Here is a 26,426-nt window from a genome sequence, read left to right as displayed (position 1 = left end):
TTACAAAGTCCTTTTAAACTCTGTACAAGAATTAGCATTGATGACATGAGCTAGCCTTTTAAGAAAGGCAGATACTTATTCTCATAATAGTAATTCGGACTTCCTTCATACACTATATCCCCCCCTTCATCTCCAGAACCAGGACCAATTTCGTACAAATAATCTGCAGACATAAAAGCGACAGGCTTATGGTCAATGACAATTATAAATTTATAGCGATCTTTATACTGTGATATGAAATCAACTACTGCTAATGCAGTTTTATTATCTAGTCCTGAAGTTGGCTCATCTACTATAAGAATTCTATTCGTTATTTTTTTAGCAGGGATGTTTGATGCTAACTTTATCCTTTTCAGTTCCCCACCAGAAAGTGTTTTTATTTTTCTATTAATACTAAGATGACCTAATCCGACATTTATTACGCTTTCAAAAATTTGGCTAGGGAAATAAAGATTAATTTCCTCTATAGGCGCATCATAGATTTCAATCAAAGAGTATCCCTTTATTCTATATAAATCCGAAAACTCGGAAAAAATCTTACCATCGCATTTAGGACAAAGAATAGTTATATCACTCTCGAAACTGCGATTATATTTTATTTCACCTCTCCCGTAGCATACGTCGCAGACAATTTCACTATTTTCGTTAGGCATAAAAAATTTTTCATTTTTATTAAAAGCTTTAGCGAAAATTTTAGCAAATAGACTGTTTGCTCCTGTATATGAAGCAACGGATGAAGTAATATTTCCCTTTACTGAGACTTGAGAGATGTAGGTGACCTCATCAAAATAATTGTAAATATATTTAGCAATACTAGACTTCCCTGAGCCAGACTTTCCAACAAGAGCAGTTATTGATTTTTCAGGGAAATTGAAAGTGAGATCACTTATATTATTAAAACTCTTAATATGCACAGAAAATTTTTCTTTAAAGAAGACAGCTTTATTTAAAGAAAAACTCTCATAAAAATCATCATTACTCAACAAATACCCTCCTTTGGCTCCAGGCTCAGGTCCAATCGTAATAACTTCATCAGCATTTATTAAAAAATATGGGTTATGCTCAACTAGAATCAAAGTATTTCTTTTATTTTTTAAGTCAATGATTTTTCTCAAAAAAATATTGTAATCACTGCAGTGCACCTGGGAAGATATTTCATCCAAAATATAGATAATTCCAGTAATTTTTGAAGTACATGCTCTTGCAAAATTTAACTTCTGAAGCTCACCTCCTGAAAGAGTCGGAATCGATCGCTTCAGTGACAAATAGCCTAGCCCAATATCATGGATTTCTTTCAAAATATTAACAATTTTATAGAGGTGAGAAGATATAAAATTTTTATTGAACAAAATCTCATTAACAGGTTTTGTAAGAAAGTCAGAGAAGCAGATATTCCCTATGAATAAACCCTCAAAAGAGTTGGACAAACCACTTCCTAAACACTTGCGACATTGGATTTTAGAGGAGTATTTTTTAAACAACTCATAATCAGACTTGATATTAGATTTAGATAAATTTTCTATAAATTTAAATATACCCGTATAAGTGAGTGTTTTATACCGTCTTTTATTGCCGTGCTTATAACCTATTTTAAACTCAATGTCATCCTCACCGTGTAACAATAAGTACTGACTTTCTTTCGAAATTTTGTCTAATCTAATAGTAGTGTCTATATTCTTTCTACCACAAAAATCCATCAAAAGATTATTGTAAATGGAATGAAATCTATTCACCCAGGGAACAAAAGATCCATCTCTTATACTCTTATCGAATTTCACTATCTTATTTCCATCTGGCTCATATATAACTCCTAAACCATGACAAGCATCACAGCATAAACTTGGCTTGTTTATTTTTAACAGATGCGGAGGGATATTCATTTCTGAATTTCCAGTGTAACTAGCTAATAGTGATGAAAAGTTTAAATATGTATATATACTTGAAGATGGATTAATATTTTCATTACATTGTTTTATAGCAACTGCAGGTTTGATATTTCCAAAATCTTCAACTTTATAATTAGTCTCTTCTATGTAGCCACTTTCTATAGTTTGAAACTCTTGTCGACATATTTCGTATATCGTTCCATAGGCTAATGAACTTTTCCCTCCGCCACTAACCCCTGTGATTGCAAATATTGACTGAACTGGAACAGATACACTTACTTTTTTTAAATTATTAGTTTCTATTTTCGAAAAAAAAATATTATCCTTATAATCCATCACTGAAGATTCCTTTTTCACCACACCATTCACAATTATCTTTTCTTGTAACCTCAAATATTTTAAAATCTCTCTTTTCGGTAATATATTCAATTCTTTTATTTTCGTTATTTATGAATTCAAATTTTCTTATAAGAATTTTCATTGCATCTACGATTGTCATTGATGCAGCGATAGAGCATAATGGTCCAAAGCTCCCAATTTTACGATTAGATCTTTTGAGTTTCTTAACGCCATTTAATTCTACTTTATTTATTTCAGTCAAATGAGATTCAAAACATTTAACACAAGCAGTACTAAATGGTATAACTGTTTGCCCAATAAGGCTCAAGTGTAGATTGTATCCCCCACCAATAATATGCGGAATAGCTCTCTTCATACACTCATATCCTATGACATTAGTCACATAGTCTACGCTTGGAAAATCTGCACAATTTATTACAAGATCAAAATCATTGGTATATTGATTAAAAAAACCATCATCTAGTTTTTTCTTAATAGTATTTATTCTTGCATTTGAGTATTTGCTTATAGCATTTTCTACAACATCAACCTTATAACTACCTATATCATCTTCTGTAAAAAAATTTTGCCTGTGAATATTAGTGAGTTCAACAATATCATCATCAACAATAGTAAAATGTCCTACTCCAAATCTAGCTAGACCATCTATAACCCATGTTCCAACAGCCCCCATACCAATGATTAGGACTCTTTTGTCTTTAAGACTAGAGAATAAATCCAGTGCCTCCTTGGTTGATCGGCAATAGTCTTCAATAAAACTCATAGTTCGATAACTGTCTAACAGCACTGTTTCTGGATATATTGCATTTTCCTCAATCAATATCCTTTTTTTTATTTAAGAACATTGTAATATCTAGAATTTCATTAAAATCCAAATCAGGAAACTTTTCCCCGATACTATCTAAACTTGTCAGACCATCATATGACATAAGAAAGCTTAATACATTTTGAAATTCAATTTTAATAGAAAAATTTTCCCTTGTATTAGATAGAAAAAAATTTAGAATAGAACCATCATAGTTAATGGCAACTGAAGACCGCAATCTAAATATAGAGTTCTCACTAACCACAATACTTACAACCTTTTTGCTTTGCCATCTCAAACCAAGTATGGGTCCCATTATTAATCAGATATTCTCCCCTAAAGTTTAGTTTACTATTCCTTCGGACCCCTCCAAGCAAGTAATCAATTATGTTCATAGCACCTACTCCAGCGCAATATAGACTTTGTGCGAGCGAACCCGAGTTTTTAATATTATTATTTTTTTTGTTTTTTTCGGAGGATTCATCACTCTTTCTATATTGAGGTTTCCAATTACTTAGAGCCTGTTTAAATGTACCCGCGCAACAATCACAACAAGGAGTGAACCCTTTAGCAATCAACTCACCAGTACTCATTAAATGAGCATCGAAGCCACCAGATACATATAATGCAATATCTTTCTCCCATAGATAACGACCTATTTTTATAGTCAGATGACCAATATATGGTTCATCAGCAGTATTAATAACAATATCTATATCATCTGAAATAATTCCTTCCAAACTAGTATTCGGATATATTCTCTCAGTAACATGCTTAACTACAGCAGCAGAATTTATTTTACTCAAATACTCAGCAAGGCTTGCAGCTTTATATTGACCTATATTCTCCCCATTAACATATATATGCCTAGCGATATCACTCTTCCTTATTTTTCTATCATCCACAATCATTAAGTATTGTATCCCTGCCCTTATAAGCAAACTCGCAATAGAGCTAGCAACAGCTCCAGCACCAAGAATTAAAACTTTCTTTTTTGATAATAATTTCTGTGCCTCTAAGCCGCTTCTATCTGTTAAAAGATCATCGAAATATGCAATTTGCCTATCGTATCTAGAGCCCTCATAGATTTCATATTCTTGATGAGTCAAGATTCCATTTTTGACTAAATAGCCTACTAATTCTAATAACTCCTCATGAGAAAATTCTCCCATAGATTTAGCAGCTTCCAGCAAGCTTATCTCACCATCTAAATTGGAAATCAGTTTTACGACATCTAATGTAGATCTTATCTTAATTTTCTCTCGAGTATTTATTTTATAAAATTGAATATCATACAACTCTGATTCGCTATGATCCGATACGTAAACATCGACACTATTTTTAACTTTTAACTTTAGATCAAACATAAAAAAGGCTAGCAAAAGCTAGCCACCTCCTTAAGTTTTGCTCAATACTGAAGTACACCAGCATTAACTTCAAAATAATCATCCCATGCAGCTAGGCTGCCGTCTGAACTATCATCTGAGCTATCATTTGCTCTTGTACATACTCGAGTACAGCAATCACTTCTGCCGCCCGAACAGCCATCGCTATATCCAGAACCTGCATGAACTTCTTCAATCTCTTGAAATTTTAAACTCACTTTATTCATTTATATCTCACGAAATATTCAGAGTTATTTAGGGAACTTCGCTTAAAAGGCCTTCATAAGCATCTATACGAACACTGTTTTCATATATTTACTTACTGCAGCACCGACCTGAAAGATTATTCTAGTCATCAATTTCACAAGAAGAACAATCTTGTTACAGAGTCGTTTTAAAAATTAACACACTATAGACTTTCATATCCAGCGAGAACTGCATCGTACTTAAGTATGATTTTCCTGGTGAACGCACAACCACGTTTCTTAGAAAGCAATAATTTTAAATAAAAAAGCCCCCCCGAAATCACCACCAATTCTGGTAGGCTTCGGGGGGGCTGTTTTAGTACAGCGGCCGCCTAAGCAGCCGCGTGTTATCGCAAACCTACTTCTCTTCCAGCTGTGGCAGCGCATTGGTCACAGAAGCAGACAGCAGGCCGGTCTTGGCATAGGCGCCCAGCTTGGCACGGGTGTCGGCGATGTCCAGGTTACGCATGGTCAGCTGACCGATACGATCGTTGGGCGAGAAGGCAGACTCGCCTTTCTCCATGGTCAGACGCTCAGCTTCGTAAGTCAGGTTGGGTGACTCGGTGTTGAGCAGGGAGTAGTCGTTACCACGACGCAGTTCCAGCGTCACCTCACCAGTGATCACGCTGGCAACCCAGCGCTGAGCGGTTTCACGCAGCATCAGTGCCTGCGAATCGAACCAGCGGCCCTGATACAGCAGACGGCCCAGACGCAGACCATTGATGCGGTACTGTTCGATGGTGTCTTCATTGTGGATACCGGTGACCAGACGCTCGTAGGCGATGTGCAGCAGAGCCATCCCCGGCGCTTCGTAGATACCACGGCTCTTGGCCTCGATGATGCGGTTTTCGATCTGATCGCTCATGCCCAGACCATGACGACCGCCGATACGGTTGGCTTCCAGCATCATTTCCACGTCGTTCTGGAAAGTCATGCCATTCAGAGCCACCGGACGGCCTTCTTCAAAGCGCACGGTCACGACTTCAGGCTCGACCTTGACGTTCTCGTCCCAGAATTTCACGCCCATGATGGGGTTAACGATCTTGATGCCGGAATTCAGGTATTCCAGATCTTTGGCTTCGTGGGTGGCGCCCAGCATGTTGGAGTCGGTGGAATAGGCTTTCTCGGCTGACATCTTGTAGTCGAAACCGGCCTTGCTCATGAACTCGGACATTTCGGCGCGGCCACCCAGCTCGTCGATGAACGCATCATCCAGCCAGGGTTTGTAGATTTTCAGGTTGGGGTTGGCGATCAGGCCGTAGCGGTAGAAACGCTCGATGTCGTTGCCTTTGTAGGTACTGCCGTCACCCCAGATGTTGACGCCATCTTCCTTCATCGCGGTCACCAGCATGGTGCCGGTCACCGCGCGGCCCAGCGGCGTGGTGTTGAAGTAGGTTGCACCACCGGTGGAGATGTGGAAAGCGCCACACTGGATAGCAGCGATACCTTCGGCTACCAGCTGCGCGCGGCAGTCGATCAGACGGGCATCCTCAGCACCGTACTGTTTGGCCTTACGGGGAATGGCTTCGTAGTCAGATTCGTCAGGCTGACCCAGATCGGCAGTGTAAGCGTAGGGTACCGCGCCCTTCAGGCGCATCCAGTGCAGTGCTGCACTGGTGTCGAGACCGCCGGAGAAGGCGATGCCAACACGTTGGCCAACAGGAAGACTTTTGAGGATGGTAGTCATGGGTAATCGATCCGCAGGTAATACCAGAAGCGGCCAGCAGGTCCGGCCGTATAAAGAATGCGCAAATACTATCAGCCAGACACGCCCTGTCAAATGAGCAGCACGCAGGTTGACCCGGCGTAAACGCTGATTTTCGCCCGCCTGTTCCACGACGATCACCGCCTGTTCGGGCCCGCACCGGCAGCTGATCTGCCGCGACAGCGCTGACCTCTGTTCATTGATTATCAGGAGCTGGGCAACACCCTCTCACTGATTAGCCCAGCTAATCCCTAACAGGTCGTTGAAAATCTATCTGCGTTGCCAAATACCGCGTCAAAAAACAGGCTCACAGCCAAAGGCTGAACGTGCTTTAGCACGGCCCCAGAGGGGCGAGCGGAACGAGTCAAATGCTCATTTAGTTCACTAAACTCCGCTTTTTCGCCTGTTTCTTGTGCCCTCGGGGTATTTCCTTGTCTCGGCTGCCTCAATAACGTTTTTCAACAGCCTGTTAAACCCATGACGGCGCCCGCTGCCCGGGATGCTCTGTACATAAAAAAGGCCGATAACAGCGCTTTGCTGTTATCGGCCTGTCGCACATCAGGATCTGCAGATCTTGGGTTGAAGAGGGCAACGGCCTTTCACATTGCCACTCACCAACGCCACGCTCTGCAGGCCCTATGTTCTTTTTAATCCAGTGCCCCTTCTCTGGAGCCGGACTTTTTCCCGGTAATCATCGCCTTGATCAGGTTCTCACCGGTCTTACGGCTGGCCCAAAGCACCGCACAGACATGCACGGCGATCAGCGCCAGCAAACCGTTGGCGAGGACTGCATGGGTGTTCTGCACCCACTCCACACCCCAGAACTGATCGGTCTCCTGCATCCAGCCGGTCAGCGCGATCAGCGCCACCGTGGTCAGCAGCACGATGATCATCGCACCGCCTGCCGGGTTATGCCCTTCATAATGTGGATGCCGCCCCTGCCGCAGCTCCGCCATATAGGCACGAAACTCGGCAGGCGTGGGGACAAAATGTTTGAAACGGGCGTGATGACTGCCGATAAAGCCCCACACCACACGCAGTGCGATCAGCGTGGCAAGGGTATAACCGACCCAGCGATGGGCCTGCTCACCCTCTTCCAGCACAAAGCTGTTCAGCACGATGCCAGTCACCAGGCTCCAGTGGAACAGGCGGATAAAGGGGTCCCAGACCCAGCGCTGCTGCATGGCTCAGTCTTCCTCTTTGACTTTGTCGAGGTTTTCCGGATTGAAGTAAATCTCTACCTTCTTACCCGCCGCATCGTGGCCATAGATCTCATAGCAGTGGGTCTTGGTCACTTTGAAGGTTTTGATTTTGTAACCCATGTCCTCGATCTTCTGCTTGGCGACCGCCTGGTCCATCCACTTGTCCTGCGGTGCCTTGGTGCACTGAGGATCAGCCATGGCCACACCAGCCAGTACAGACAATGCCGCGACGGCAGCTACACGTTTGATCAGTTGCATCGACTCTCTCCTTAGGTAGCGTGACCAGCGATACAGGATCGACGTGGCTACGCCGTGAACATTGAACAACAGTGGGTAGTGACACCGCCGCCCGTGGCGAGGTGCTGGCAGCGCCTGATGAACAGAGGGGTTACGCTGACGAAAGGCAGGTTAGGCAGCGAAACTTAAGGGAAACTTAAGCGCAGAGCGGCAGTGAAAAAACCTGCTCCAGATCAGCTTTTGCCTTGTGAAATCCATTAAGAATGGCAGCTGAGAATACTCTTCAGGCGCCAAAATAAGACATAACTCACTGATATTTAAAGAATAAATAAAACCACAACGAAAACCGGGCGTTTCCGGCAGCGTCTCCCCCCGAAAAAAGCCGCACTTCCCTTATGCCAGCTTAAGTCTGCCTTAAGGTTGCCTGCCTAGCCTGAGTCCAACTTCTTCTGGAGACCAGTGACATGGCGGTCCCTTCTACCCTGCATATTGATGAATGCCATCTGGGCGACTGCGGCTACCCCGTGCTGCAGGACTTCATTGCCCGTCGCTACCGCGATGAACACCGGGCGACCGTACGCCACTTCCTGCCGGTACTGTTTGGCCTGCATATCGATGGCCAGCTGCAGGCGGCAGTCGGTATCCACGGTGCAGGGCAGCAGCCACTGTTTCTTGAGCAGTATCTGGATCACCCCATCGAGCAGTCCCTCTCGGCGGCCCTGCAGCAGCCGGTGCGGCGCGAAGAGGTGGTGGAAGTGGGCAATCTCGCCACGCGGGTACCCGGCGGTGGTCGCTGGCTGATCCTGCTGATTACCCGTCAGCTGCACCATCTGGGCTGGCGTTATGTGGTGTTCACCGGTACTCCGCAGCTGTACAACGGCTTTCGCCGTCTGGGCCTGTCACCCCTGTGTCTGGCAGACGCCGATCCCGCCCGTCTGGGCCATGCGCGCCATGACTGGGGCAGCTATTACGACAACCGTCCGCAGGTCATGGCAGGCTCCATCGGCCTCGGTTACGACAGCCTCAGTCAGTCGCCGCTGTTATCGCGCCAGCTGCTGGATCTGCCCTGGCCACAGCGCTGCACAGGCGTCGCCCTGCCGATGGAAGGCTGACCGTGATGCCCTGCGCCTCTGATTTCCCCTATTCCTCTGCCTTTCAGCCCGGAGAACGGTTATGAGTCTGGTGCTTCGCCACCTGCTTTACAGCAATCAGGAACAATCCGGCCAGATCTGCATTGACAGCCCCTATGGGCAGCTGACCCGCGCCGAGCTGGCACGACAGGTACAGAACCTCGCTGACTGGCTGCGGCAGCAGTCTGTCAGGCGGCTGGCCCTGCTTGCCGACAACCAGCCGGAATGGGTTATCACCGATCTCGCCTGCCGTCTGGCCGGGGTGGTGCTGATCCCACTGCCGCCGTTCTTTTCACCCCGTCAGCTGCTGCATGTGCTGCACGACAGCGGTGCCGATCTGCTGCTCAGCCCGCAGCCGTTAATGCCTGCCGACACCATCACCTGCCCCCTGCAACAGCTGCAGGCCTGGAAACTGGCCCCTGCGACACCTGTGCGGCTGCCTGCGGGTACGGTCAAGATCACTTACACCTCGGGCACCACCGGTAACCCCAGGGGCGTGTGCCTGACCGACAGCCTGCTTGATGGCGTGGTGTCAGCGCTGGCCGATGCGGTACGACCGCTGCAGCTGCAGCATCATCTGTGTCAGTTGCCGCTGGCGGTCTTGCTGGAAAATATCGCCGGTGTCGATCTGCCCCTTTATCTTGGCGCCAGACTGACACTGGCCCCCTGCCAGCAGCTGGGCTTTACTGGCTCCAGCGGTCTGCAGCCAGACCTGTGGCTGACGGCGCTGCATCGCTATCAGCCCGACAGCCTGCTGTTGCTGCCGCAGATGCTGCAGCTGGCGCTGGGCCTGCTGGCCGCTGGTCAGCAGCTGCCTGCCAGCCTGCGTTTTATGCCGGTGGGCGGCGGCAAGGTCGCACCACTGCTGCTGCAACAGGCACGCAGCCTGGGCTTACCGGTATTTGAAGGCTACGGCCTGTCGGAATGTGCTTCGGTGGTGGCGCTCAATCTGCCTGGTGCAGAAAAGATCGGCACCGTCGGCAAGCCGCTCGGCCATGTGCAGGTACGGATCAGTGAGCAGGGCGAAGTGCTGGTCAAAGGCCAGCGCTTCCCCGGTTATCTCAGCGCTCCCCGCGCTGATCATCAAAATGCAACCGCCCCGGGCGACACTGGCGAAGCCGGAGCGGCCGCTGATGACTGGCTCGCCACCGGTGATCTCGGCCAGCTGGATGATGAGGGTTATCTGACCATTTCCGGGCGCTGCAAACACGTTTTTATCAACAGCTTTGGCCGGAACTTTTCACCAGAATGGATCGAAGCCGAAGCGCAGACGGCCCCGGCCATTGCCCAGCTGGTGCTGATTGGCGACGGTCGCCCATACAACGTCGCGCTGATCACGCCACGCGGTACCCGCCAGCAGGTCGAAGCACAACTGGCCGCCGTCAATCAGCGCCTGCCGGATTACGCCCGCATCCACGCCTGGCTGGCGCTGGAGCAGCCGCTGAGCAGTGACAACGGTCTGCTGACCGCCAACGGCCGGCCCCGGCGCCAGCGGATTGGCGAGCACTTTGCCGACCAGATTGACGCACTCTATCAGCCGCTCAGTGCGCCAGCAGCCACCGTTGCGGCGCATTAATACTGCCTACCTGAGGATGATTCCATGAGCTTCTACCAGCATCTGGTACAGCAGACCGCGGCAGGCAGACAGTATCTGCTGACCGCACCCGTCATCGCTGCCGCCCAGCAGGGTCAGGTTGACCATGCCACCTATCTGGCTTTCCTGACGCAGGCCTTCCACCATGTGCGCCACACCGCACCGCTGCTGATGGCCTGCGGTGCCGCCCTGCCCATGCAGGCCGGGCACCTGCGCAAGGCCATCGCCGAATATATCGATGAGGAAATTGGCCACGAGGAGTGGATTCTCAGCGATATCACTGCCGTGTACGCCAGTCAGGGCATGGCGCAGCTGGCCACTGCGGAAAATATTGACCCGCCCTGTATCAGCATTGAGCTGATGGTGGCCTATCTTTACGACCAGATTCAGCGCCATAACCCGCTGGCGCTGTTTGGCATGGTGCACGTCCTCGAAGGCACCAGTGTGCAGCTTGGCAGCAGTATGGCCGAGCTGGTGAGAGCGCATCTGCAGCTGCCTGCCGCTGCCACCTCGTATCTCAGCAGCCACGGTGCGCTGGATCAGGAGCACTACCAGTTTTTCCAGAAACTGATGGATGGCATTAGCGACGAAGCCGATCAGCAGGCGATCATCAGGGCTGCCAATATGGTTTTCCGCCTCTACGGTGACATGCTGCGTTCACTGCCGCTGCCCGCCCGCACTCATTAAGGACACGTGCAATGAGTCATTCTCTGGCTGATAAACATGTACTGCTCACCGGTGCCAGTGGCGGCCTCGGACAGGCGCTGGCCCAGCAGCTGGCCGCGGCTGGCTGTGACCTGTGGCTGTGTGCCCGGGATCAGGCCAGGCTCGAAGCACTGGCCGAACAGCTGCGGCAGCAGTACCCACAACAACGCTTCACCGCGCTGGCCTGCGATCTGTCAGATCCGGCTACCCCGGGCTGGTTACAGCAGCAACTGGACAATGAGGCGCTGGACATCCTGATCAATAACGCCGGGATGAGCAGCTTTGCCCTGTATCAGGAGCAGAGCGCCAGTGACATTCAGGCCATCGTCCAGCTCAATCTGCTCAGCCCCATGCTGCTCAGCCATGCGCTGCTGGAGCATCTGGCGCACCCCGACGGCCTGATCGTCAATATCGGCTCCATCTTCGGCAGCATTGGCCATCCCGGTTATGTCACCTACTGCACCAGCAAGTTTGGCCTGCGCGGCTTCTCTCAGGCGTTGGGGCGCGAACTGCGCGGCAGTGGTGCCCGGGTGCTGTACGTTGGCCCCCGCGCGATTGATACGCCGCTGAACCACCCCAATGCCGTAGCCCTGCTGCAACACACCGGCAGCCAGATGGACAGCCCGCAGTGGGTAGCCGAGCAGGTCATCGCGGCCATGACCAGCCAGCGTAGCGAAGTGCTGCTCGGCTCGCCGGAAAAATGGTTCGCCCGCATCAACAGCATCCTGCCTGCCGTGGTGGGTAATGCCCTGCACAAGCAGCTGGCCACCATCCGTCAGCTGGCCAGCCGCCAGTCCCACTGACATGACGCCGCACCCCATGACAACAACCGCTTTACGCCTGGAGAGTTCCCTATGAAAACTGCCCCCGCTCTGCTCAAGGCACTGGCCCTCAGCACCCTGCTGGGCAGCGGTCTGGCGCTGGCCGACGGCCCGGCTGATACCGCCCTGCATACCCTGCAGCAGGACTGGGCCGTGGCCAACTACCAGCATCAGGGTAAAGACCGCGAAACAGCGCTGGCCAAACTCAGTGACGAAGCCCGCCAGTTTGCCGGTCAGTACCCTGACAGCGCCGAAATCAAGGTATGGGAAGCCATTTCCCTGTCGACCTATGCCGGTGCCAAAGGTGGCCTCGGCGCGCTCGGGCTGGTCAAGGATGCCAAGGCCATTCTGGAAGATGTGATCGCCCATGATCCCGACACGCTGGACGGTTCAGCCTTCACCACCCTCGGCAGCCTGTACTATCAGGTGCCCGGCTGGCCCATCGGTTTTGGCAACAGCAAGAAGGCGGCGGTGTACCTGCAGGAAGCGCTGAAGCGCAACCCGAGTGGCATCGACCCCAACTACTTCTATGCCGACTACATGCTGGATCAGGGCAAGAAAGACGAAGCCCGCAAGTACTTTGAAAAGGCGCTGAAAGCACCGGACCGCCCTGGCCGTGAGCTGGCTGATCAGGGCCGCCGTCAGGAAATTGCCGACAAGCTGAAAAAGCTCGGCCAGTAACACCGCTACAGCTCCCTGTCAGATAACGGTGAGGCCGTGGTAACACACTGAAGCGACTGACCCGCCCTGCGTGCCTCCGCCAGCGTTAACAGGCCCGGATGCATTGAGTATCCTCGCAGGCAACCGCCCGTCGGATTGTCTGCCGAGGACCTCTCCCATGCTACGCCCGCTGTTCCTGCTGCTGTGTTTTGCCCTGAGCCTCTCCGCCCATGGCGCCGGATTTATCACTAACCTGCTCAATCATCCCGTGCCCGGTGGCGTGGCGGTGGTCGATCTGGGCGACAACGATGCCGCCCCACAGGCGTTCTATCAGGACAAACCGGTGCTGGTCGTGCGCGAGAACAAACAGCACTGGATTGCCATCGTAGGGATTCCGCTGAAAACCGCCAAAGGCAGCCAGACCCTGAAAGTCCGTGATGCCTTTGGCAGCCGCGAGGCCAGCTTCGAGGTCGGCACCCGTCAGTACCGCGAACAGCACATCACCCTGAAGAACAAACGTCAGGTCAACCCACTGGCAGAAGACCTCAAGCGCATTGATCGCGAACTGGCCGAGCAGAATGCCGCCTACGCCACCTTCACCCTGCGCCAGCCCAGTAATCTGCTGTTCGACCGGCCTGTCACCGCGCCGCTGTCCAGCCCCTTCGGCCTGCGTCGCTTCTTCAACAAGGAAGAACGCGCCCCGCATTCCGGCCTCGACTTTGCCGCCGCTGCAGGCACACCGATCCAGACCCCGGCAGCCGGGCGTGTCATTCTGGTGGGGGATTACTTCTTCAATGGCAAAACCGTGTTTGTCGATCACGGTCAGGGGCTGATTTCGATGTTCTGCCATATGTCGCAGATCAAAGTCAGGGTCGGTGATGAGCTGAAACGCCACGCGGTGATTGGCAATGTGGGCCAGACAGGACGCGCTACCGGACCGCATCTGCACTGGAATGTCAGCCTCAACGGCACACGGGTCGACCCGACCATCTTTATAGGTCAGTTCCAGCCCTGACAGTGGGCAGACCAGAAGGGAAACTCGCAGGAAAAACAGGCGGGGCGACCGCCGGAAAAAAGTACCCGGTCCCGGACCGGGCACAACTGCTAGATGTGAGGATCAGAACTACTCTGACCGCGCACACCTTAAGCATCCCGCCACCGCCCAACAAGCTGTTCCATGGGACAGGTGGCAGGCCAGATCGCAGCGGTGCCCCCACACAGAAGCACCGCAACCGGCAGCTGAATCAGCTGCTGACGCCATCCAGCAGGCGGCGTAACGCCAGCGGATTACCGTCCTGCAGCGCCTCCGGCAGCAGGCCCTGTGGCAGATCCTGATAACAGACCGGACGCAGGAAGCGCAGGATGGCGGCACTGCCCACGGAAGTCGTGCGGCTGTCAGAGGTGGCCGGGAACGGGCCGCCGTGGACCATGGCATGACAGACTTCCACACCGGTCGGATAGCCATTGCAGAGAATGCGGCCGGCCTTACGCTCCAGCACCGGCAACAGCTGCTGCGCCAGCGCCAGATCGGCGTCATCCAGTTGCAGGGTCGCCGTCAGCTGCCCTTCCAGATGCTCAGCCACCTTCAGCATGTCGTCGATACTGCGGCAACGGATCACCAGCGAGCTGGCACCGAAGATCTCCGCCGACATGCGCTCATCCGCCATAAAGGTCTCAGCCTCGGTCAGATACAGCCCGGCCTGTGCCTGATTGGGGCCGGTTTCTGCCAGCCCGGTCGCCACGCGGCTCACACCGGGCAGACCCTGCAGCTGGTCAATGCCCTGACAGTAGGCACGATGGATACCGGGGGTCAGCATGGTCTGGGCCGCGGCCTGCGCCAGCGCTTCCGCTGCGCTGCTGAGGAAGGTGTCCAGCTCCGCCCCGTCCAGGGCCAGCACCAGACCGGGGTTGGTGCAGAACTGCCCGGCGCCCATGGTCAGGGACGCGGCAAAGCCCTTGCCGATGGCCGCAGCACGGCTGGCCAGTGCCGCAGGTAACAGGAAGACCGGGTTGATGCTGCTCATCTCGGCATACACCGGGATGGGTTCGGCACGGGCCGCCGCCCGTTGCATCAGCGCGGTACCGCCACTGCGCGAGCCGGTAAAGCCGACCGCCTTGATGTAGGGATGGCTGACCAGTGCCGAACCAACTTCACTGCCGGAGCCAAACAGCAGGGAGAATACCCCCTCCGGCAAGCCCGCCTTCGCCACCGCAGACTGAATCGCGCGTCCGACCAGCTCGGCAGTGCCGGGGTGAGCCGAGTGTGCCTTGACGATGACCGGGCAACCAGCAGCCAGCGCCGATGCGGTGTCGCCACCGGCGACGGAGAAGGCCAGCGGGAAGTTGCTGGCACCGAAGACGGCGACCGGCCCCAGCGGAATCTGACGCTGACGCAGGTCAGCACGGGGCAGCGGCTGGCGCTCTGGCTGGGCCGGGTCAATGCGCACATCCAGCCAGCGGCCGGCACGCACCACCTGGGCAAACAGGCGCAGCTGGCCCACAGTGCGGCCACGCTCACCTTCAAGGCGGGCACGGGGCAGACCGGTTTCCGCCATGGCGCGGACAATCAGTGCATCGCCCAGCGCCAGAATCTCTTCGCCGATCAGTTCCAGAAACGCTGCCCGCTGCTCCAGCCCGCTGGCGCGGTACTGATCGAATGCCTGCCAGGCCAGCGTGGCGGCCTGCTCGACATGCTGCGGGTTACCACCGTGGAACAGCGGTAGCAGCAACTCATTGGTGGCCGGATTGATTGCCTGTACCACCGTGCCCTGTGCTTTGACAGCAGCAGCGCCGATCAGCAGTTCGCCTTTGATTTCCATCCTCATCTCCCCTTGGGTTGCGATTGTCTGGGCGTGCCAGAGCGGCTGCGTGAAAAGCAGAGCGAGCGTCGCCCGACCGGCTTTACCAGCAGCGTTAGTAAGTTATCTGTGCGGTATCAGGCCGACAGGCAGTCGTCCTGTCTGTCAGCGTGGCTGAGTACGCAGGCACAGGGCCGGCGTAATCAGGGTGTCGCTCAGCCCTGCTGGCTGGAGCGGTACTGCTCGTACAGGTGGTAGGCGCGGTAGAGGTGGCTGTGCATCGCCTTGCGGGCACCTTCGGTATCTCTGGCGCGGATGGCATCAAGGATAGCGGTATGCTCCTGACGCACCCGGGCAAGATATTCTTCCGTGGCGGAGTGATCCAGATTGGCGTTGACGATTTTGGCGCGGGGGATGATGTTTTTGTTGAACTGCTCGTAGAACTGCCGGATGAACGGATTGCCGGTAGCCAGGGCGATGGCGTAGTGGAAGTCAAAATCCGCTTCGCGGGCCAGACTGCCATCCTGCATGGCCTTGTCGAAATCGGCCATGCTCTGCTCCATGCGAGCCAGATCATCAGCACTGTGGCGCAGTGCCGCCAGCTCCGCAGCGGTGGTTTCCACGCTCAGACGCAATTCGAGAATATGCAGGATATCCTCCACCGCCGACGGGTTAATGCTGTAGGCGTAGAAGGTTTCCGAGGTCTGATTGCGCAGTACCGTGGTGCCGACACCGCGGCGGGTTTCCACCAGCCCCAGTGATTTCAGCTGGGTGATGGCTTCGCGGATAACCGTACGGCTGACACCGAACATGTCGCACAGGTTGTTTTCTGTCGGCAGCTTGTCGCCTACCGCAATCTGACCCTGCACGATCATTTTTTCCAGCTGCTCAGCCACATGGCTGGCCAGGTTGCCGGGACGGGCGACCTTTTCGATAGTGATCTGACCAGAGGAAAGTTTTTCCAACATAACTCGTTCCATTCGTAAAGCGGTCACCAGCGGCAGCCCTCAGCGGGCTGACCGACGGACAGCATGCACTGCTGCCGTTTCAGGAGCTACATTATCCCATTTGCCATTCATCATACAACGTGACTTTCTGTGAGGATCACGCCCAGCACTCCCCCTCAGCACCTGCTATGCCTGACTGTCTGCCATAGCAGGTACTTACACCGGTCAGCCTGCCTGTACCTTAGCGCACCAGTGCCGGCCGCTTGGGATCAAAACGCCAGCCAGGAATCAGATACTGCATGGCCATGGCGTCGTTACGCTGGCCGAGACTCAGACTGCGATACAGACGATGGGCCTCTTCCAGTTTGTCCTGATCCAGCTCGATACCGAGACCTGGCTTGTTCGGCACCCGCAGCTTGCCGTCACGAATCAGCAGCGGCTCACGGGTGATACGCTGGCCGTCCTGCCAGATCCAGTGGGTGTCGATGGCGGTGATCTCACCGGGGCAGGCGGCCGCCACATGAGTCATCATCGCCAGTGAAATATCGAAGTGGTTATTACTGTGCGAACCCCAGGTCATGCCCCATTCGTTGCACAGCTCACCGACCGCCACGGCGCCCTGCATGGTCCAGAAGTGGCAGTCCGCCAGCGGAATATCCACCGAGTTCAGGCGCACCGCGTTATACAGCTGCTGGAAATCCGTGGCGATCATGTTGGTGGCGGTTTTCAGGCCGGTCAGGCGCTTGAATTCGGCCATGGTTTCACGCCCTGACCAGGGGCCTTCCTGACCACAGGGGTCTTCGGCGTAGCTGAGCATGTGTCTGATCGGGGTCAGATACTCCACCGCCTGCTGCAGCGTCCAGGCGCCGTTGGGGTCAAGGGTAAGACGGGCATGGGGGAAGGCCTCGTACAGCGCCGCAACGCATTCGGCTTCCTGACGGCCATCCAGTACACCACCCTTGAGCTTGAAATCCTTGAAGCCATAACGGGCATAGGCCGCTTTGGCCAGTCCGGCCACCTTCTCAGGGGTCAGGGCCTCCTGCGTGCGGACCCGGTCCCAGTCATCGGTCGGGTGACTGCAGCGCGGATAGGGCAGATCGGTTTTATCGGGATCACCAAGCAGGAACAGATAGCCCAGCGCCTCCACTTCATCACGCTGCTTGCCGTACTGACCCAGCAGGTCGGCCACCGGCACGCCCATGTGCTGCCCCACCAGATCAAGCAGTGCGGATTCAATAGCGGTGATGACATGCACAGCGATGCGCAAATCAAAGGTCTGGTTGCCGCGTACATCATTGGCCTGACCGGAAATGGCCGCCCGTACGCGGTTGAGAATGGCTTTGTAATGCTTGATGTTCTGGCCTTCGACCAGCTCACGGCTTTGTTCCAGCGTGCTCAGAATGCCACTGGAGGCAGGTACTTCGCCCACACCGACATGGCCGTCGCTGTCTTCCAGCACCACGACGCTGCGAATGAACCACGGGGCATGGCCGCCACTCAGGTTCAACAGAAAACCGTCATACCCGGCCACCGGGACCACTTTCATTGTTTTTATGGTCGGAAACATGTCTCGCTCCTGCGGCTCTGCGGCGCAGTTCACCGCGCCCGCAGAGTGTTGGGTCTAGTTGATCGTCAGCCGCAGATCATGGGTCAGCAGGCCGCTCAGAGATCGCGCGCCAGGAGAAGCCTCAGGAATTGGCCTTGATGATCTGCTCAAGCTCGGCATATTCCGCCTCGGTCGGCATGGTCAGCGGCGCACGTACATTACCGGCAGAGCGGCCAATGATCGTGGCACCGGCCTTGATCAGGCTCACCGCATAGCCTTTCTTGCGGTCACGCAGGCGGCAGAACGGAATGAAGAAGTCCTTGATGATGCGGGTCACGGTCGCCTGATCACCACCACGCAGGGCGCGGTAGAAGGTGTTGGCCATGTCCGGCATGAAGTTGAACACCGCCGAAGAGTAGGTGCTGACACCGATGGCCAGATAGGCTTCAGCAAAGATTTCCGCGGTGGGCACACCACCGATATAAGCCAGACGATCACCCACCGTCTTGATGGTGTCGTTGAGGGCAGCGATGTTGCCCACGCCGTCTTTCAGGGCGATCAGGTTGGGGCATTCAGCCGCCAGCTGACGTACGTGCTCTGCCTGCAGGATGCCATTGGCGCGGTTGTAGTAGATCACCTGCAGCGGGGTGCTGTTGATCACTTCGCGAGCATAGGCCATCACGCCGTCAGCGGGGCATTCGGTCAGGTAGGGAGGCATCAGCAGAATACCGTCACAGCCTACTTCTTCTGCGGCTTTGCAGAAGCTGATGGCATCGGGAATGCTGCGCCCGGCACTGGCGATCACCGGTACACGACCAGCCACGGTATCGACGGCAATCTTGACGATCTGACGGTATTCATCCAGCGACAGGGAGAAGAATTCACCGGTACCACCCGCGACGAACACCGCCGATACGCCGTGGCTGACAAACCACTCGATACGCTGACGGTAGGTGTCAGGATTGAACTGGCCCTTGTCGTCCAGATCGGTGATGGGGAAAGACAGCAGGCCATCACACAGAGACTGGCGGATACGTTCAACGGATAGTGCCATTTTTTATTCCTCAGTATTTTGAACACGTTTTACGTGGAGAACAGACCTGCTCTGGTACACCGTTCACCGCTCGAAAACATAATTTGTAATACATCATACAAGTGACAAAGGTAAAATCAAGTCAGTTGTCATACAACCTTTGCACTAGAACATTGCGACTGGCGCGAACTGATAGCGGCAAGGCAGTTCAAAGAGGCCACAGCGCGCATGGCGCTGCAGCCCCTTCGTCAAGACTCAGGTCACCGGAGCCGGGTTAAACAGCACCAGATCGTTATGCAGGCCGAGTTTGTCCGCTGCGACCTGGGTGCGGCCACTGGCCACGTCGAGAATCAGCCGGAACAGCTCCCAGCCGACATCGGCAATACTGGCCTGCCCGGTGGCAATACGCCCGGCATCCAGATCGATCAGATCGTGCCAGCGATTACCCAGGGTGCTGTTGGTGGACACCTTGATGACTGGCGCCACGGCCAGCCCATACGGCGTGCCACGGCCGGTGGTGAACACCTGCAGATTCATACCGGAGGCAAACTGCAGCGTGCCGCAGATAAAGTCACTGGCCGGGGTAGCGGCGAAGATCAGACCACGACGGCGAATGCGTTCACCGGGGCTGAGTACATCGACGATCGGGCTGGTACCAGACTTGGCAATGGAACCCAGTGCCTTCTCCACCACATTACTCAACCCGCCCTTCTTGTTACCGGGGGACGGATTAGCACTGCGGTCGGCCTGCCCCATGTTGAGGTAATTGTCGTACCACTCCATTTCACGGATCAGCGCCTCCCCCACCTCACGGGTGGCGGCACGGGGGGTCAGCAGATGGATGGCATCACGGACTTCGGTCACTTCCGAGAACATCACGCTGCCACCGGCACGCACGATCAGATCGGTGGCATACCCCACTGCCGGGTTGGCGGTGATCCCGGAAAAAGCATCGCTGCCACCGCACTGCATCCCTACGACCAGCTCGGAGGCCGGACAGGTCTCGCGCTGGCGCTGATTGAGCTTGTGCAGATGGCGCTCGGCCATGGCCAGAATGCCCTCGACCATCTCGCCAAAACCGTTGAACTGTTCATCCTGCAGGCTGAGGATCGAGTCCTGCTCCAGCTCCGCCGGATCCACCACTTTCAGAGGTTGAGCGCCGTCGTCTTCGGGGCGCAGCAGACGGGTGGGCTGCAACTTTTCACAGCCAAGACCAATGACCATGATCTCGCCGCCGAAATTGGGGTTACGCGCCATATTCTGCAGGGTACGGATCGGCACGATGGCCGCCGGTGCGCCGATGGCCACCCCGCACCCATAGGTATGGTTGAGGGCGACCACGTCATCGACATTGGGGAAGCGTGGCAGCAGCTCCTCGCGGATGCGCTTGACCACATAGTTGGTCATGCCCGCCACGCACTGCACACTGGTGCTGATCCCCAGAATATTGCGGGTGCCGACGCTGCCATCCTCGTTGCGATAGCCCTCGAAGGTATACCCCTCCAGCGCTTCCTGTTCTGGCGCCGGGCGGGTCGCCAGTGGCAGGTCTTCCAGCCGCGGCGGCGTAGGCAGGGCGACGCGATGCTCGTTGACCCACTGACCACGGGCGATATCGGCAATAGCATGGCCAATCACCTCGCCGTAGCGCAGCACATTGCCACCCGCAGGAATGGCCGCCAGCGCCACCTTATGGCCTGCCGGTACGTGCTCCAGCAGCTCGGTACCGTCGGCCAGCACCGTCCCCGCGGCCAGTCCGGCCCGGTTGACGACGATGGCGACGTTATCGCTGTCCTGAATCTTGATGGTGATGGGGGTTTCGTGGCTCATTGGCGCTCCTCAGGCTCAGGACTTATGCCCGGCAGGGGTGGCTTCGACATAGGCCGTTTCCTGCTGATGCTGTTGCTGCTTAGTCTTGCGGTGGACGTAGATGGAAAAACCGACGGAGGCCAGAATCAGCACCCACATGAACACCGCAATCGGGCTTTTGGTGAAGAAGATGCTGAGGTTGCCGAAGGACTCCAGGCTTTTGACGAAGTACACCTCCGCCGACTTGCCCAGAATGAAACCAATCACAAAAGGCGCCACTTCCAGCCCCACTTTGCTGCCCAGATACCCCAGCAGACCGAAGATCAGCAGGGTCCAGACGTCGAACATGATGCCGTAGTTGATGGCATAGGCGCCGACCACGCACATGACGATGATGATGGGGAACAGGTAGTACTTGGGTACCAGCGCCACCCTGGCGATATAGCGGATGGCGTAGAACATGACGAAGTACATGACGAAGTTGGCGAAGAACAACGCGATGATCATGGCATTCCAGGTATTCATGTTGTCCTGGATAAACAGCGGCCCGACCTGAATGCCCTGCAGCGTAAAGGCACCGATCAGCACTGCCGTGGTACTGTCACCGGGAATCCCCAGCGCCAGCAACGGAATCAGCGCGCCACCGGTCAGACCATTGTTGGCCGACTCTGACGCCACCAGCCCTTCCACCGCGCCCTTGCCCATTTTCTCCGGCTGTTTGGACAGGTTTTTTTGCTGGGTGTAGGCCAGCACCGAGGCCGCACTACCTCCGATACCGGGTAGCAAACCAATGAAGGTGCCGATAAAGGATGAGCGGATCAGGTTACCGATCTGCCCTTTGAAAGCATTAAAGCGGAACGGCTGGCCCTGTTTGTTGATAGAAGCCATCTCGGCATGGTTTTCACGTACGCCTTTCTCAGCATCCTCGAATACAGCCGCCAGCCCGAACAGGCCGATCAGCACCGGCAGCAGGGAGAAGCCGGACTCCAGATAAGGCTCCATGAACGGCAGCATCAGGCGGAAGTCACCGTTACCGCCGGAGGAGGTGTCGTAAGCACCGATCAGGCTGATCAGCACGCCCAGCAGACCACTGAATATACCGGCCAGCACATTCCTGGCCAGCGAGGCAATCACCGTCATGGCGAACAGAATGATCAGGAACTTCTCTACATAGGAGAATTTAATGGCGAAGTCAGCCAGCAGCGGGGCAAAAAAGTACAGCAGCACGGCACTGAACAGGCCGCCGAACAGTGAGGCGAAAATACAGATTTTCAGTGCCCGTTCTGCCTCTCCGCGCTGCGCCATGGGATGACCGTCAAAGGTCGTGGTGATGGAAGAAGGCGTACCGGGAATGTTGAGCAGGATGGCGGGAACCAAGCCGCCGGAAATGCCGCCGACATACAGGCCAATCAGCAGTGCCAGCGCGGCCTGCAGCCCCAGCGAGTAGGTCAGGGGTAAACACACCGCCACCGCCATGGTGGCTGTCAGGCCCGGAATGGCGCCGAATATAATGCCGACCACACAGCCTGCTGCCGACAGCAGGAAGAACATGGGGGACAGCATGGAAAGCAAATCTGCCATTGCGACTACTCCTGATTAAGGCAAGGACACGCCGAACACGTCACCCAGCAGATACCAGACAGCCAGGGGAGTGACGATGGCATTGATCAGCACGCCGATCACCGCTTTCGGGGTGCGCTGGTGCATGTAGACCAGCGACAGCATCAGCATGAAAGGGATGGAGCAGAACAGGAAACCCTTGCCCTCGTTGGGATACAGATCACCCACGTAGTACATGCTGACGAAGTACCCCACCAGCAGTACAAAGGTGGAGCCCAGCCGAAACCAGTCGGTCCCGGCCAGTGCCGCGGTGTTGAGACCGGCGTTGCGCAGCCGCGCACCGAGGGTGCGGTAGTTGCTGACCAGCATCATCAGCAGGGTGACGGCCAGCAGGATCAGAATGATCCGGGGAAACACGAGGTGAGAGGTCTGGAAGTCGATGGAGACATCGAACCAGGACAGTATTGAATGATTCATCAGGCTAGCAACCGTCACTGAGTGGACAGACCAGGCGGCGGGCATCCACCCGCAGCCTGTAACGGGTGATCAGTGATGCAGGGCGTCAATGACCTGCTTGTACTCGTCCATCTTCGCTTTCAGGTGCGCTTCAGCCTGGGCGGATGGCAGGAAGTCAGGGGTGAAGAACGCTTTTTTCTGCTCTTCCTGAATGGCGCCATCAGCAAAAATCTGGCCCAGTGACTTGTCGAGGAAAGCGACGACCTGAGGGTCAATATCCTTGTTGTAGAGGAAGAAGAACTCTTTATCGAAGGCGAAGTTGCTGCCATCGGCCAGTGGGACCTTCACCTGCGGCTCGGCCAGCTTGAGCATGGCGGCACGGTTCAGCTCACCCATGCCGGCTTCAGGGGCATCGGCCAGCGTGGTGCTCTTGGCGGTCAGCCAGATGAAACGCATGGCTTTCTGGTCATCCGCGGGCAGGCGGGTGTACTGCTCGTTGGCCTGCACGGAACCGTTGATGACGTCAGCCTGACCGTCAAACAACTGCTGGTTCTTGTCGGCCTGAGAACCGGTGTTGAGGGCAACGATATTGTCTTCCTTACCGGGATACTTCAGTTTCACCGCATTCTTGATGGCGGAATAGCCGATCTCAGACACACCACCGGGCTGAATCGCCACGCGGATGGTTTTGCCGTTGCCTGCTGCATCAATCACGTCTTCAAGGGTGTTATAGGGGGATTTTTTCGGTACCAGAAACGCATTGCCTGGGTTGATGGCAATGGTGGGGCCAATCTTGTAGGTGGCAAAAATATCGTCGTAGCCATTCTGGCCATACAGGTAACCGAGATAGGACTGATCATGGAAAATCATGATGGTATTGCCACGCTGACCACGCTCCAGCGCCTTGAAGGCCGCTGTTTCACCCACAGCATCGACCTTGAAGTTCATATCCAGCTTTTTCGACAGCGCCTCGGCCACGATGCTGGCAGCCTGATAGGTGTCACCACCGGTGGATTTCGAACCGATGACTACGCGGATGTTGCCCTTCAGGGGGTTGTCGTCAGCCAGACTGGGGAGAGAGGTCACGGACAGCAGTGAGCCGAGCACAATGCCCGCTCCAAGCAGTAGTCTCTTCATGTTCTATTCCTGTTGTTATTAAACATTTGGCTACTTCAGGCAGTGATATTGATCACCAGAGCAGGACAGATAATACATCATACAACATACAAGACAAGGCAAAATTTTCAGCCCGCCACGCGCCAGAATGAGCACAAAAGCATTACAGAGAAAGCCGGAAACATCGGCCAAAAGGCAGGATTAACAAGCAAAAAAGTCGCTAAAAAACAGGAATAAGCGATGACCACTCCCCGCTGCCAAAGCGACAGCAGGGAGTGTGAAGATGAATTAACGGCGGGTTAAACGAATCAGGGTGATTTCAGAGGGCGCGCCAAACCGTTTGGGTGGCCCCCAGTAGCCGGTACCGCGGCTGGTGTACACCCACAGATCCTGCCAGCGGTTCAGACCGGCCACAAAGGGCTGCTGCATGGGTACAAACAGGTTCCACGGCCAGAACTGCCCACCGTGGGTGTGGCCGGACAGCTGCAGATCAAAGCCCGCTTCGGCAGCGGCCGTCGCCGTGCGGGGCTGATGGGCCAGCAATACCCGTGTGGTGGCATGGTCCGGTGCCCCGGCCACTGCCCGATGCGGGTCACTGCTGTGCGCCTGATCAAAATGCCCGGCACTGTAATCCGTCACCCCCGCCACCAGCAGACTGGCGCCCTGATGGTCCAGCACTTCATGCTCGTTCAGCAGCACCTTCAGCCCCAGACGGCGAAACTCCTCCACCCAGGCCGGTGCGCCGGAATAGTATTCGTGGTTGCCGGTCACCAGATAAACGCCATGGCGGCCACGCAGACCCGCCAGCGGTGCCGTATGCCCGGCCAGATGGGCGACGCTGCCGTCGACCACATCCCCGGTCACCGCCACCAGATCGGCCTCCAGACTGTTGACCCGCTCGACGATGGCCTGCAGGTAAGCCTTCTTGATGGTCGGTCCGACATGAATATCACTGATCTGCGCAATGGTGAAACCATCCAGCTCAGGCGGCAGATCCGCCAGCGGCACCTCCACCCTGACCACCTGCGCCAGTCGCCGGGCGTTGATAAAGCCCACCAGCGTCACCAGTGCCGCCAGCACCACCACGGTCAGCGCCGAGGCAAAGCTGAAGGACGGCGTCACCGTCGCCAGCAGCGTCATCGCTCCCAGCAGCAGATCGCGCAGCAGCGTCAGAATCATCAGTGAAGAGAACAGCCCCATGAACACGTAGCCAGCCCAGGCAATGCGGTCCGACCACTGCGGCGGCAGCCCGCGCACAAACACACTGAGTGGCATCAGCACCCAGGAAGCCAGCAGCGCCAGCCCCACCAGCAGCGAGCCAGATGTGCCAAGCTGCAGACCGTTACACAGACGCCAGCCCAGATAAAGATGCAACAGACCAAGAATGATCAGCAAAACGGGGAAACGTGAGCGCACAGCCAGCCCTCAGATCAGAGAAAGGAAAATTCGCTATTCACTCCGGTTAATGGGGGCGGATGCCCCGCCACACCAACCGAAAGATTTACGATGTGCTACGGCCGACGGCAGGCGCGCAGCCTCGCCGCTACAGCTGGCGCAGATGATCGACCAGCAGCCGCGCCGCCCGTGGCAGGGCCTCGTAGGAACGGACACAGATCAGCAGTTCCCGTGCCGCCCACGGCTCCTTCAGCTCCAGCCCGTGGATACCCAGCGTGGCGCGATAGGGGCGGGCAACCGCCTTGGGCAGAATGCCGATGCCGAGGCCGGCCTCGACCATCAGACACAGGGCGTCAAAACTGGTGACCTGCATACGCAGTTTGATCTGCCGCTCCAGTGCACTGGCGGCCTTCTGCAGCTGCATGTTAATAGCACTGCCGGTATGCAGACCGACGAAGTCGTAGTCCAGCAACTCGGCAAAGGTCACCTGCTGGCGCTGGCTGAGGGGGTGCTGGCTGGGGGTGATGACGATCAGTTCATCACTGTGATAGGGGAATTTCTCCAGCGCCTGACCATACAGACCGCGGGCGATAATGCCGATATCGGCGGCATTCTCCGCCACCGCCTGGGTGACATGGGCACTGATTTTTTCTTCCAGATGCACCTGCACCTGCGGATAGCTGGCAAGAAAGGTGCTGATCTCCCGCGGCAGAAACTGGGTAATGGCGGAAATATTGGCAAACACCCGCACATGGTCCCGCAGGCCGGAGGCAAAATCGCGCATCCGTACGTTAACCTGCTCCAGCTCATTCAGGGCACTGCGCGCCAGCTGCAGCAACTCGACCCCGGCGGCCGTGGGCGCCACCCCTTTGTTGGTGCGCTCCAGCAGGCTGGTCTGCAGGCTGTCTTCCAGCTCACTCAGCCGTTTGCTGACGGCGGAGGCGGCAATATGACAGCGCTGCGCGGCCTGGGCGATGGTGCCTTCTTCGATAACGGCGATAAACAGCCGCAGGGAAAGAGGATCGAGGTGCATG

General features: G+C 54.9%; 23 protein-coding genes. 6 read left to right on the top strand and 17 right to left on the bottom strand.

The window, feature by feature from the left end; translation table 11 throughout:
- Positions 1 to 50 precede the first annotated feature (50 nt).
- The 7 genes from QCD60_RS12870 to QCD60_RS12840 all read right to left on the bottom strand — a co-directional run bounded on the left by QCD60_RS12870 (position 51) and on the right by QCD60_RS12840 (position 7,846).
- Positions 51 to 2,222 carry an ATP-binding cassette domain-containing protein gene (locus tag QCD60_RS12870; protein WP_279785907.1) on the bottom strand — a complete coding sequence of 724 codons (2,172 nt, stop codon included), beginning with the start codon at positions 2,220 to 2,222 and terminating at the stop codon, positions 51 to 53.
- Positions 2,212 to 3,009 (bottom strand): ThiF family adenylyltransferase, encoded by a 798-nt coding sequence (locus QCD60_RS12865; RefSeq protein ID WP_279785905.1) that lies wholly within the window; start codon positions 3,007 to 3,009, stop codon positions 2,212 to 2,214. The genes QCD60_RS12870 and QCD60_RS12865 overlap by 11 nt, the downstream gene beginning before the upstream one ends.
- A gap of 299 nt (positions 3,010 to 3,308) precedes the next feature.
- On the bottom strand, positions 3,309 to 4,433 hold the full coding sequence (locus QCD60_RS12860; protein ID WP_279785903.1) for a ThiF family adenylyltransferase: 1,125 nt from the start codon (positions 4,431 to 4,433) through the stop codon (positions 3,309 to 3,311).
- Positions 4,434 to 4,459: 26 nt separating this feature from the next.
- Positions 4,460 to 4,663: a hypothetical protein gene (locus tag QCD60_RS12855; RefSeq protein ID WP_279785901.1), complete on the bottom strand. Its 204-nt coding sequence runs from the start codon at positions 4,661 to 4,663 to the stop codon at positions 4,460 to 4,462.
- Between the two features lie 376 nt (positions 4,664 to 5,039).
- Positions 5,040 to 6,368 (bottom strand): argininosuccinate synthase, encoded by a 1,329-nt coding sequence (gene argG, locus QCD60_RS12850; RefSeq protein ID WP_279785899.1) that lies wholly within the window; start codon positions 6,366 to 6,368, stop codon positions 5,040 to 5,042.
- Between the two features lie 665 nt (positions 6,369 to 7,033).
- A complete protein-coding gene (locus QCD60_RS12845; RefSeq protein ID WP_279785897.1) occupies positions 7,034 to 7,570 on the bottom strand; it encodes a cytochrome b/b6 domain-containing protein in 537 nt (178 codons plus the stop codon).
- 3 nt (positions 7,571 to 7,573) lie between these two features.
- A complete protein-coding gene (locus QCD60_RS12840) occupies positions 7,574 to 7,846 on the bottom strand; it encodes a PepSY domain-containing protein (RefSeq protein WP_165838427.1) in 273 nt (90 codons plus the stop codon).
- A 443-nt stretch (positions 7,847 to 8,289) separates the two neighbouring features.
- On the opposite strand from QCD60_RS12840, the gene QCD60_RS12835 reads away from it, so the two are divergent.
- The 6 genes from QCD60_RS12835 to QCD60_RS12810 all read left to right on the top strand — a co-directional run bounded on the left by QCD60_RS12835 (position 8,290) and on the right by QCD60_RS12810 (position 13,750).
- Positions 8,290 to 8,937 (top strand): thermostable hemolysin, encoded by a 648-nt coding sequence (locus tag QCD60_RS12835; protein ID WP_279785895.1) that lies wholly within the window; start codon positions 8,290 to 8,292, stop codon positions 8,935 to 8,937.
- A gap of 61 nt (positions 8,938 to 8,998) precedes the next feature.
- Positions 8,999 to 10,531: an AMP-binding protein gene (locus QCD60_RS12830; RefSeq protein ID WP_279785893.1), complete on the top strand. Its 1,533-nt coding sequence runs from the start codon at positions 8,999 to 9,001 to the stop codon at positions 10,529 to 10,531.
- 24 nt (positions 10,532 to 10,555) lie between these two features.
- Positions 10,556 to 11,236, top strand: a complete 681-nt coding sequence (locus QCD60_RS12825) for an iron-containing redox enzyme family protein (protein WP_279785891.1) — start codon at positions 10,556 to 10,558, stop codon at positions 11,234 to 11,236.
- Between the two features lie 11 nt (positions 11,237 to 11,247).
- Positions 11,248 to 12,057, top strand: coding sequence for an SDR family oxidoreductase (locus QCD60_RS12820; RefSeq protein ID WP_279785888.1), 810 nt, complete (start codon positions 11,248 to 11,250; stop codon positions 12,055 to 12,057).
- A 51-nt stretch (positions 12,058 to 12,108) separates the two neighbouring features.
- Positions 12,109 to 12,756, top strand: coding sequence for a tetratricopeptide repeat protein (locus QCD60_RS12815; RefSeq protein ID WP_279785883.1), 648 nt, complete (start codon positions 12,109 to 12,111; stop codon positions 12,754 to 12,756).
- Between the two features lie 157 nt (positions 12,757 to 12,913).
- Positions 12,914 to 13,750, top strand: coding sequence for a M23 family metallopeptidase (locus QCD60_RS12810; RefSeq protein WP_279785881.1), 837 nt, complete (start codon positions 12,914 to 12,916; stop codon positions 13,748 to 13,750).
- A gap of 229 nt (positions 13,751 to 13,979) precedes the next feature.
- On the opposite strand, the gene QCD60_RS12805 is transcribed toward QCD60_RS12810, so the two are convergent.
- The 10 genes from QCD60_RS12805 to QCD60_RS12760 all read right to left on the bottom strand — a co-directional run bounded on the left by QCD60_RS12805 (position 13,980) and on the right by QCD60_RS12760 (position 26,425).
- Positions 13,980 to 15,554: an aldehyde dehydrogenase (NADP(+)) gene (locus QCD60_RS12805; protein ID WP_279785879.1), complete on the bottom strand. Its 1,575-nt coding sequence runs from the start codon at positions 15,552 to 15,554 to the stop codon at positions 13,980 to 13,982.
- A 194-nt stretch (positions 15,555 to 15,748) separates the two neighbouring features.
- Positions 15,749 to 16,501, bottom strand: coding sequence for a FadR/GntR family transcriptional regulator (locus tag QCD60_RS12800; RefSeq protein ID WP_279785877.1), 753 nt, complete (start codon positions 16,499 to 16,501; stop codon positions 15,749 to 15,751).
- Positions 16,502 to 16,721: 220 nt separating this feature from the next.
- Complete coding sequence (locus QCD60_RS12795; protein WP_279785874.1) at positions 16,722 to 18,047, bottom strand: enolase C-terminal domain-like protein; 1,326 nt, start codon at positions 18,045 to 18,047, stop codon at positions 16,722 to 16,724.
- A gap of 121 nt (positions 18,048 to 18,168) precedes the next feature.
- Positions 18,169 to 19,080 carry a 5-dehydro-4-deoxyglucarate dehydratase gene (gene kdgD / locus QCD60_RS12790; RefSeq protein WP_279785871.1) on the bottom strand — a complete coding sequence of 304 codons (912 nt, stop codon included), beginning with the start codon at positions 19,078 to 19,080 and terminating at the stop codon, positions 18,169 to 18,171.
- Between the two features lie 234 nt (positions 19,081 to 19,314).
- Positions 19,315 to 20,886, bottom strand: a complete 1,572-nt coding sequence (gene garD, locus QCD60_RS12785; RefSeq protein WP_279785868.1) for a galactarate dehydratase — start codon at positions 20,884 to 20,886, stop codon at positions 19,315 to 19,317.
- A gap of 15 nt (positions 20,887 to 20,901) precedes the next feature.
- The gene (locus QCD60_RS12780; protein WP_279785863.1) at positions 20,902 to 22,446 is read right to left on the bottom strand and encodes a tripartite tricarboxylate transporter permease; all 1,545 of its coding nucleotides are present in this window, start codon (positions 22,444 to 22,446) and stop codon (positions 20,902 to 20,904) included.
- A 15-nt stretch (positions 22,447 to 22,461) separates the two neighbouring features.
- The gene (locus QCD60_RS12775) at positions 22,462 to 22,902 is read right to left on the bottom strand and encodes a tripartite tricarboxylate transporter TctB family protein (protein ID WP_279785836.1); all 441 of its coding nucleotides are present in this window, start codon (positions 22,900 to 22,902) and stop codon (positions 22,462 to 22,464) included.
- Positions 22,903 to 22,971: 69 nt separating this feature from the next.
- Entirely contained in the window at positions 22,972 to 24,018 is a 1,047-nt protein-coding gene (locus tag QCD60_RS12770; RefSeq protein ID WP_279785832.1) for an ABC transporter substrate-binding protein, read from the bottom strand.
- A gap of 267 nt (positions 24,019 to 24,285) precedes the next feature.
- Positions 24,286 to 25,413, bottom strand: a complete 1,128-nt coding sequence (locus tag QCD60_RS12765; protein WP_279785828.1) for a metallophosphoesterase — start codon at positions 25,411 to 25,413, stop codon at positions 24,286 to 24,288.
- 127 nt (positions 25,414 to 25,540) lie between these two features.
- Complete coding sequence (locus QCD60_RS12760; protein WP_279787920.1) at positions 25,541 to 26,425, bottom strand: LysR family transcriptional regulator; 885 nt, start codon at positions 26,423 to 26,425, stop codon at positions 25,541 to 25,543.
- Position 26,426 lies beyond the last annotated feature (1 nt).

The sequence above is a fragment of the Pokkaliibacter sp. MBI-7 genome, from assembly GCF_029846635.1.
Taxonomy (GTDB): domain Bacteria; phylum Pseudomonadota; class Gammaproteobacteria; order Pseudomonadales; family Balneatricaceae; genus Pokkaliibacter.
The sequence above is the reverse complement of the archived record's forward strand: the minus strand, read 5'-3'. Positions and strand labels throughout refer to the sequence as shown.

What these genes read in the sequence shown, in the direction of transcription:
- QCD60_RS12780 (WP_279785863.1), bottom strand. Translation starts at nt 22,446, where the DNA reads ATGGCAGATTTGCTTTCCATGCTGTCCCCCATGTTCTTCCTGCTGTCG.
- QCD60_RS12775 (WP_279785836.1), bottom strand. Translation starts at nt 22,902, where the DNA reads ATGAATCATTCAATACTGTCCTGGTTCGATGTCTCCATCGACTTCCAG.
- QCD60_RS12770 (WP_279785832.1), bottom strand. Translation starts at nt 24,018, where the DNA reads ATGAAGAGACTACTGCTTGGAGCGGGCATTGTGCTCGGCTCACTGCTG.
- QCD60_RS12870 (WP_279785907.1), bottom strand. Translation starts at nt 2,222, where the DNA reads ATGGATTATAAGGATAATATTTTTTTTTCGAAAATAGAAACTAATAAT.
- garD (WP_279785868.1), bottom strand. Translation starts at nt 20,886, where the DNA reads ATGAGCCACGAAACCCCCATCACCATCAAGATTCAGGACAGCGATAAC.
- QCD60_RS12795 (WP_279785874.1), bottom strand. Translation starts at nt 18,047, where the DNA reads ATGTTTCCGACCATAAAAACAATGAAAGTGGTCCCGGTGGCCGGGTAT.
- QCD60_RS12840 (WP_165838427.1), bottom strand. Translation starts at nt 7,846, where the DNA reads ATGCAACTGATCAAACGTGTAGCTGCCGTCGCGGCATTGTCTGTACTG.
- QCD60_RS12810 (WP_279785881.1), top strand. Translation starts at nt 12,914, where the DNA reads ATGCTACGCCCGCTGTTCCTGCTGCTGTGTTTTGCCCTGAGCCTCTCC.
- QCD60_RS12820 (WP_279785888.1), top strand. Translation starts at nt 11,248, where the DNA reads ATGAGTCATTCTCTGGCTGATAAACATGTACTGCTCACCGGTGCCAGT.
- QCD60_RS12830 (WP_279785893.1), top strand. Translation starts at nt 8,999, where the DNA reads ATGAGTCTGGTGCTTCGCCACCTGCTTTACAGCAATCAGGAACAATCC.
- QCD60_RS12800 (WP_279785877.1), bottom strand. Translation starts at nt 16,501, where the DNA reads ATGTTGGAAAAACTTTCCTCTGGTCAGATCACTATCGAAAAGGTCGCC.
- QCD60_RS12815 (WP_279785883.1), top strand. Translation starts at nt 12,109, where the DNA reads ATGAAAACTGCCCCCGCTCTGCTCAAGGCACTGGCCCTCAGCACCCTG.
- QCD60_RS12835 (WP_279785895.1), top strand. Translation starts at nt 8,290, where the DNA reads ATGGCGGTCCCTTCTACCCTGCATATTGATGAATGCCATCTGGGCGAC.
- argG (WP_279785899.1), bottom strand. Translation starts at nt 6,368, where the DNA reads ATGACTACCATCCTCAAAAGTCTTCCTGTTGGCCAACGTGTTGGCATC.
- QCD60_RS12805 (WP_279785879.1), bottom strand. Translation starts at nt 15,554, where the DNA reads ATGGAAATCAAAGGCGAACTGCTGATCGGCGCTGCTGCTGTCAAAGCA.
- QCD60_RS12865 (WP_279785905.1), bottom strand. Translation starts at nt 3,009, where the DNA reads ATGAGTTTTATTGAAGACTATTGCCGATCAACCAAGGAGGCACTGGAT.
- QCD60_RS12845 (WP_279785897.1), bottom strand. Translation starts at nt 7,570, where the DNA reads ATGCAGCAGCGCTGGGTCTGGGACCCCTTTATCCGCCTGTTCCACTGG.
- QCD60_RS12825 (WP_279785891.1), top strand. Translation starts at nt 10,556, where the DNA reads ATGAGCTTCTACCAGCATCTGGTACAGCAGACCGCGGCAGGCAGACAG.
- QCD60_RS12855 (WP_279785901.1), bottom strand. Translation starts at nt 4,663, where the DNA reads ATGAATAAAGTGAGTTTAAAATTTCAAGAGATTGAAGAAGTTCATGCA.
- QCD60_RS12760 (WP_279787920.1), bottom strand. Translation starts at nt 26,425, where the DNA reads ATGCACCTCGATCCTCTTTCCCTGCGGCTGTTTATCGCCGTTATCGAA.
- kdgD (WP_279785871.1), bottom strand. Translation starts at nt 19,080, where the DNA reads ATGGCACTATCCGTTGAACGTATCCGCCAGTCTCTGTGTGATGGCCTG.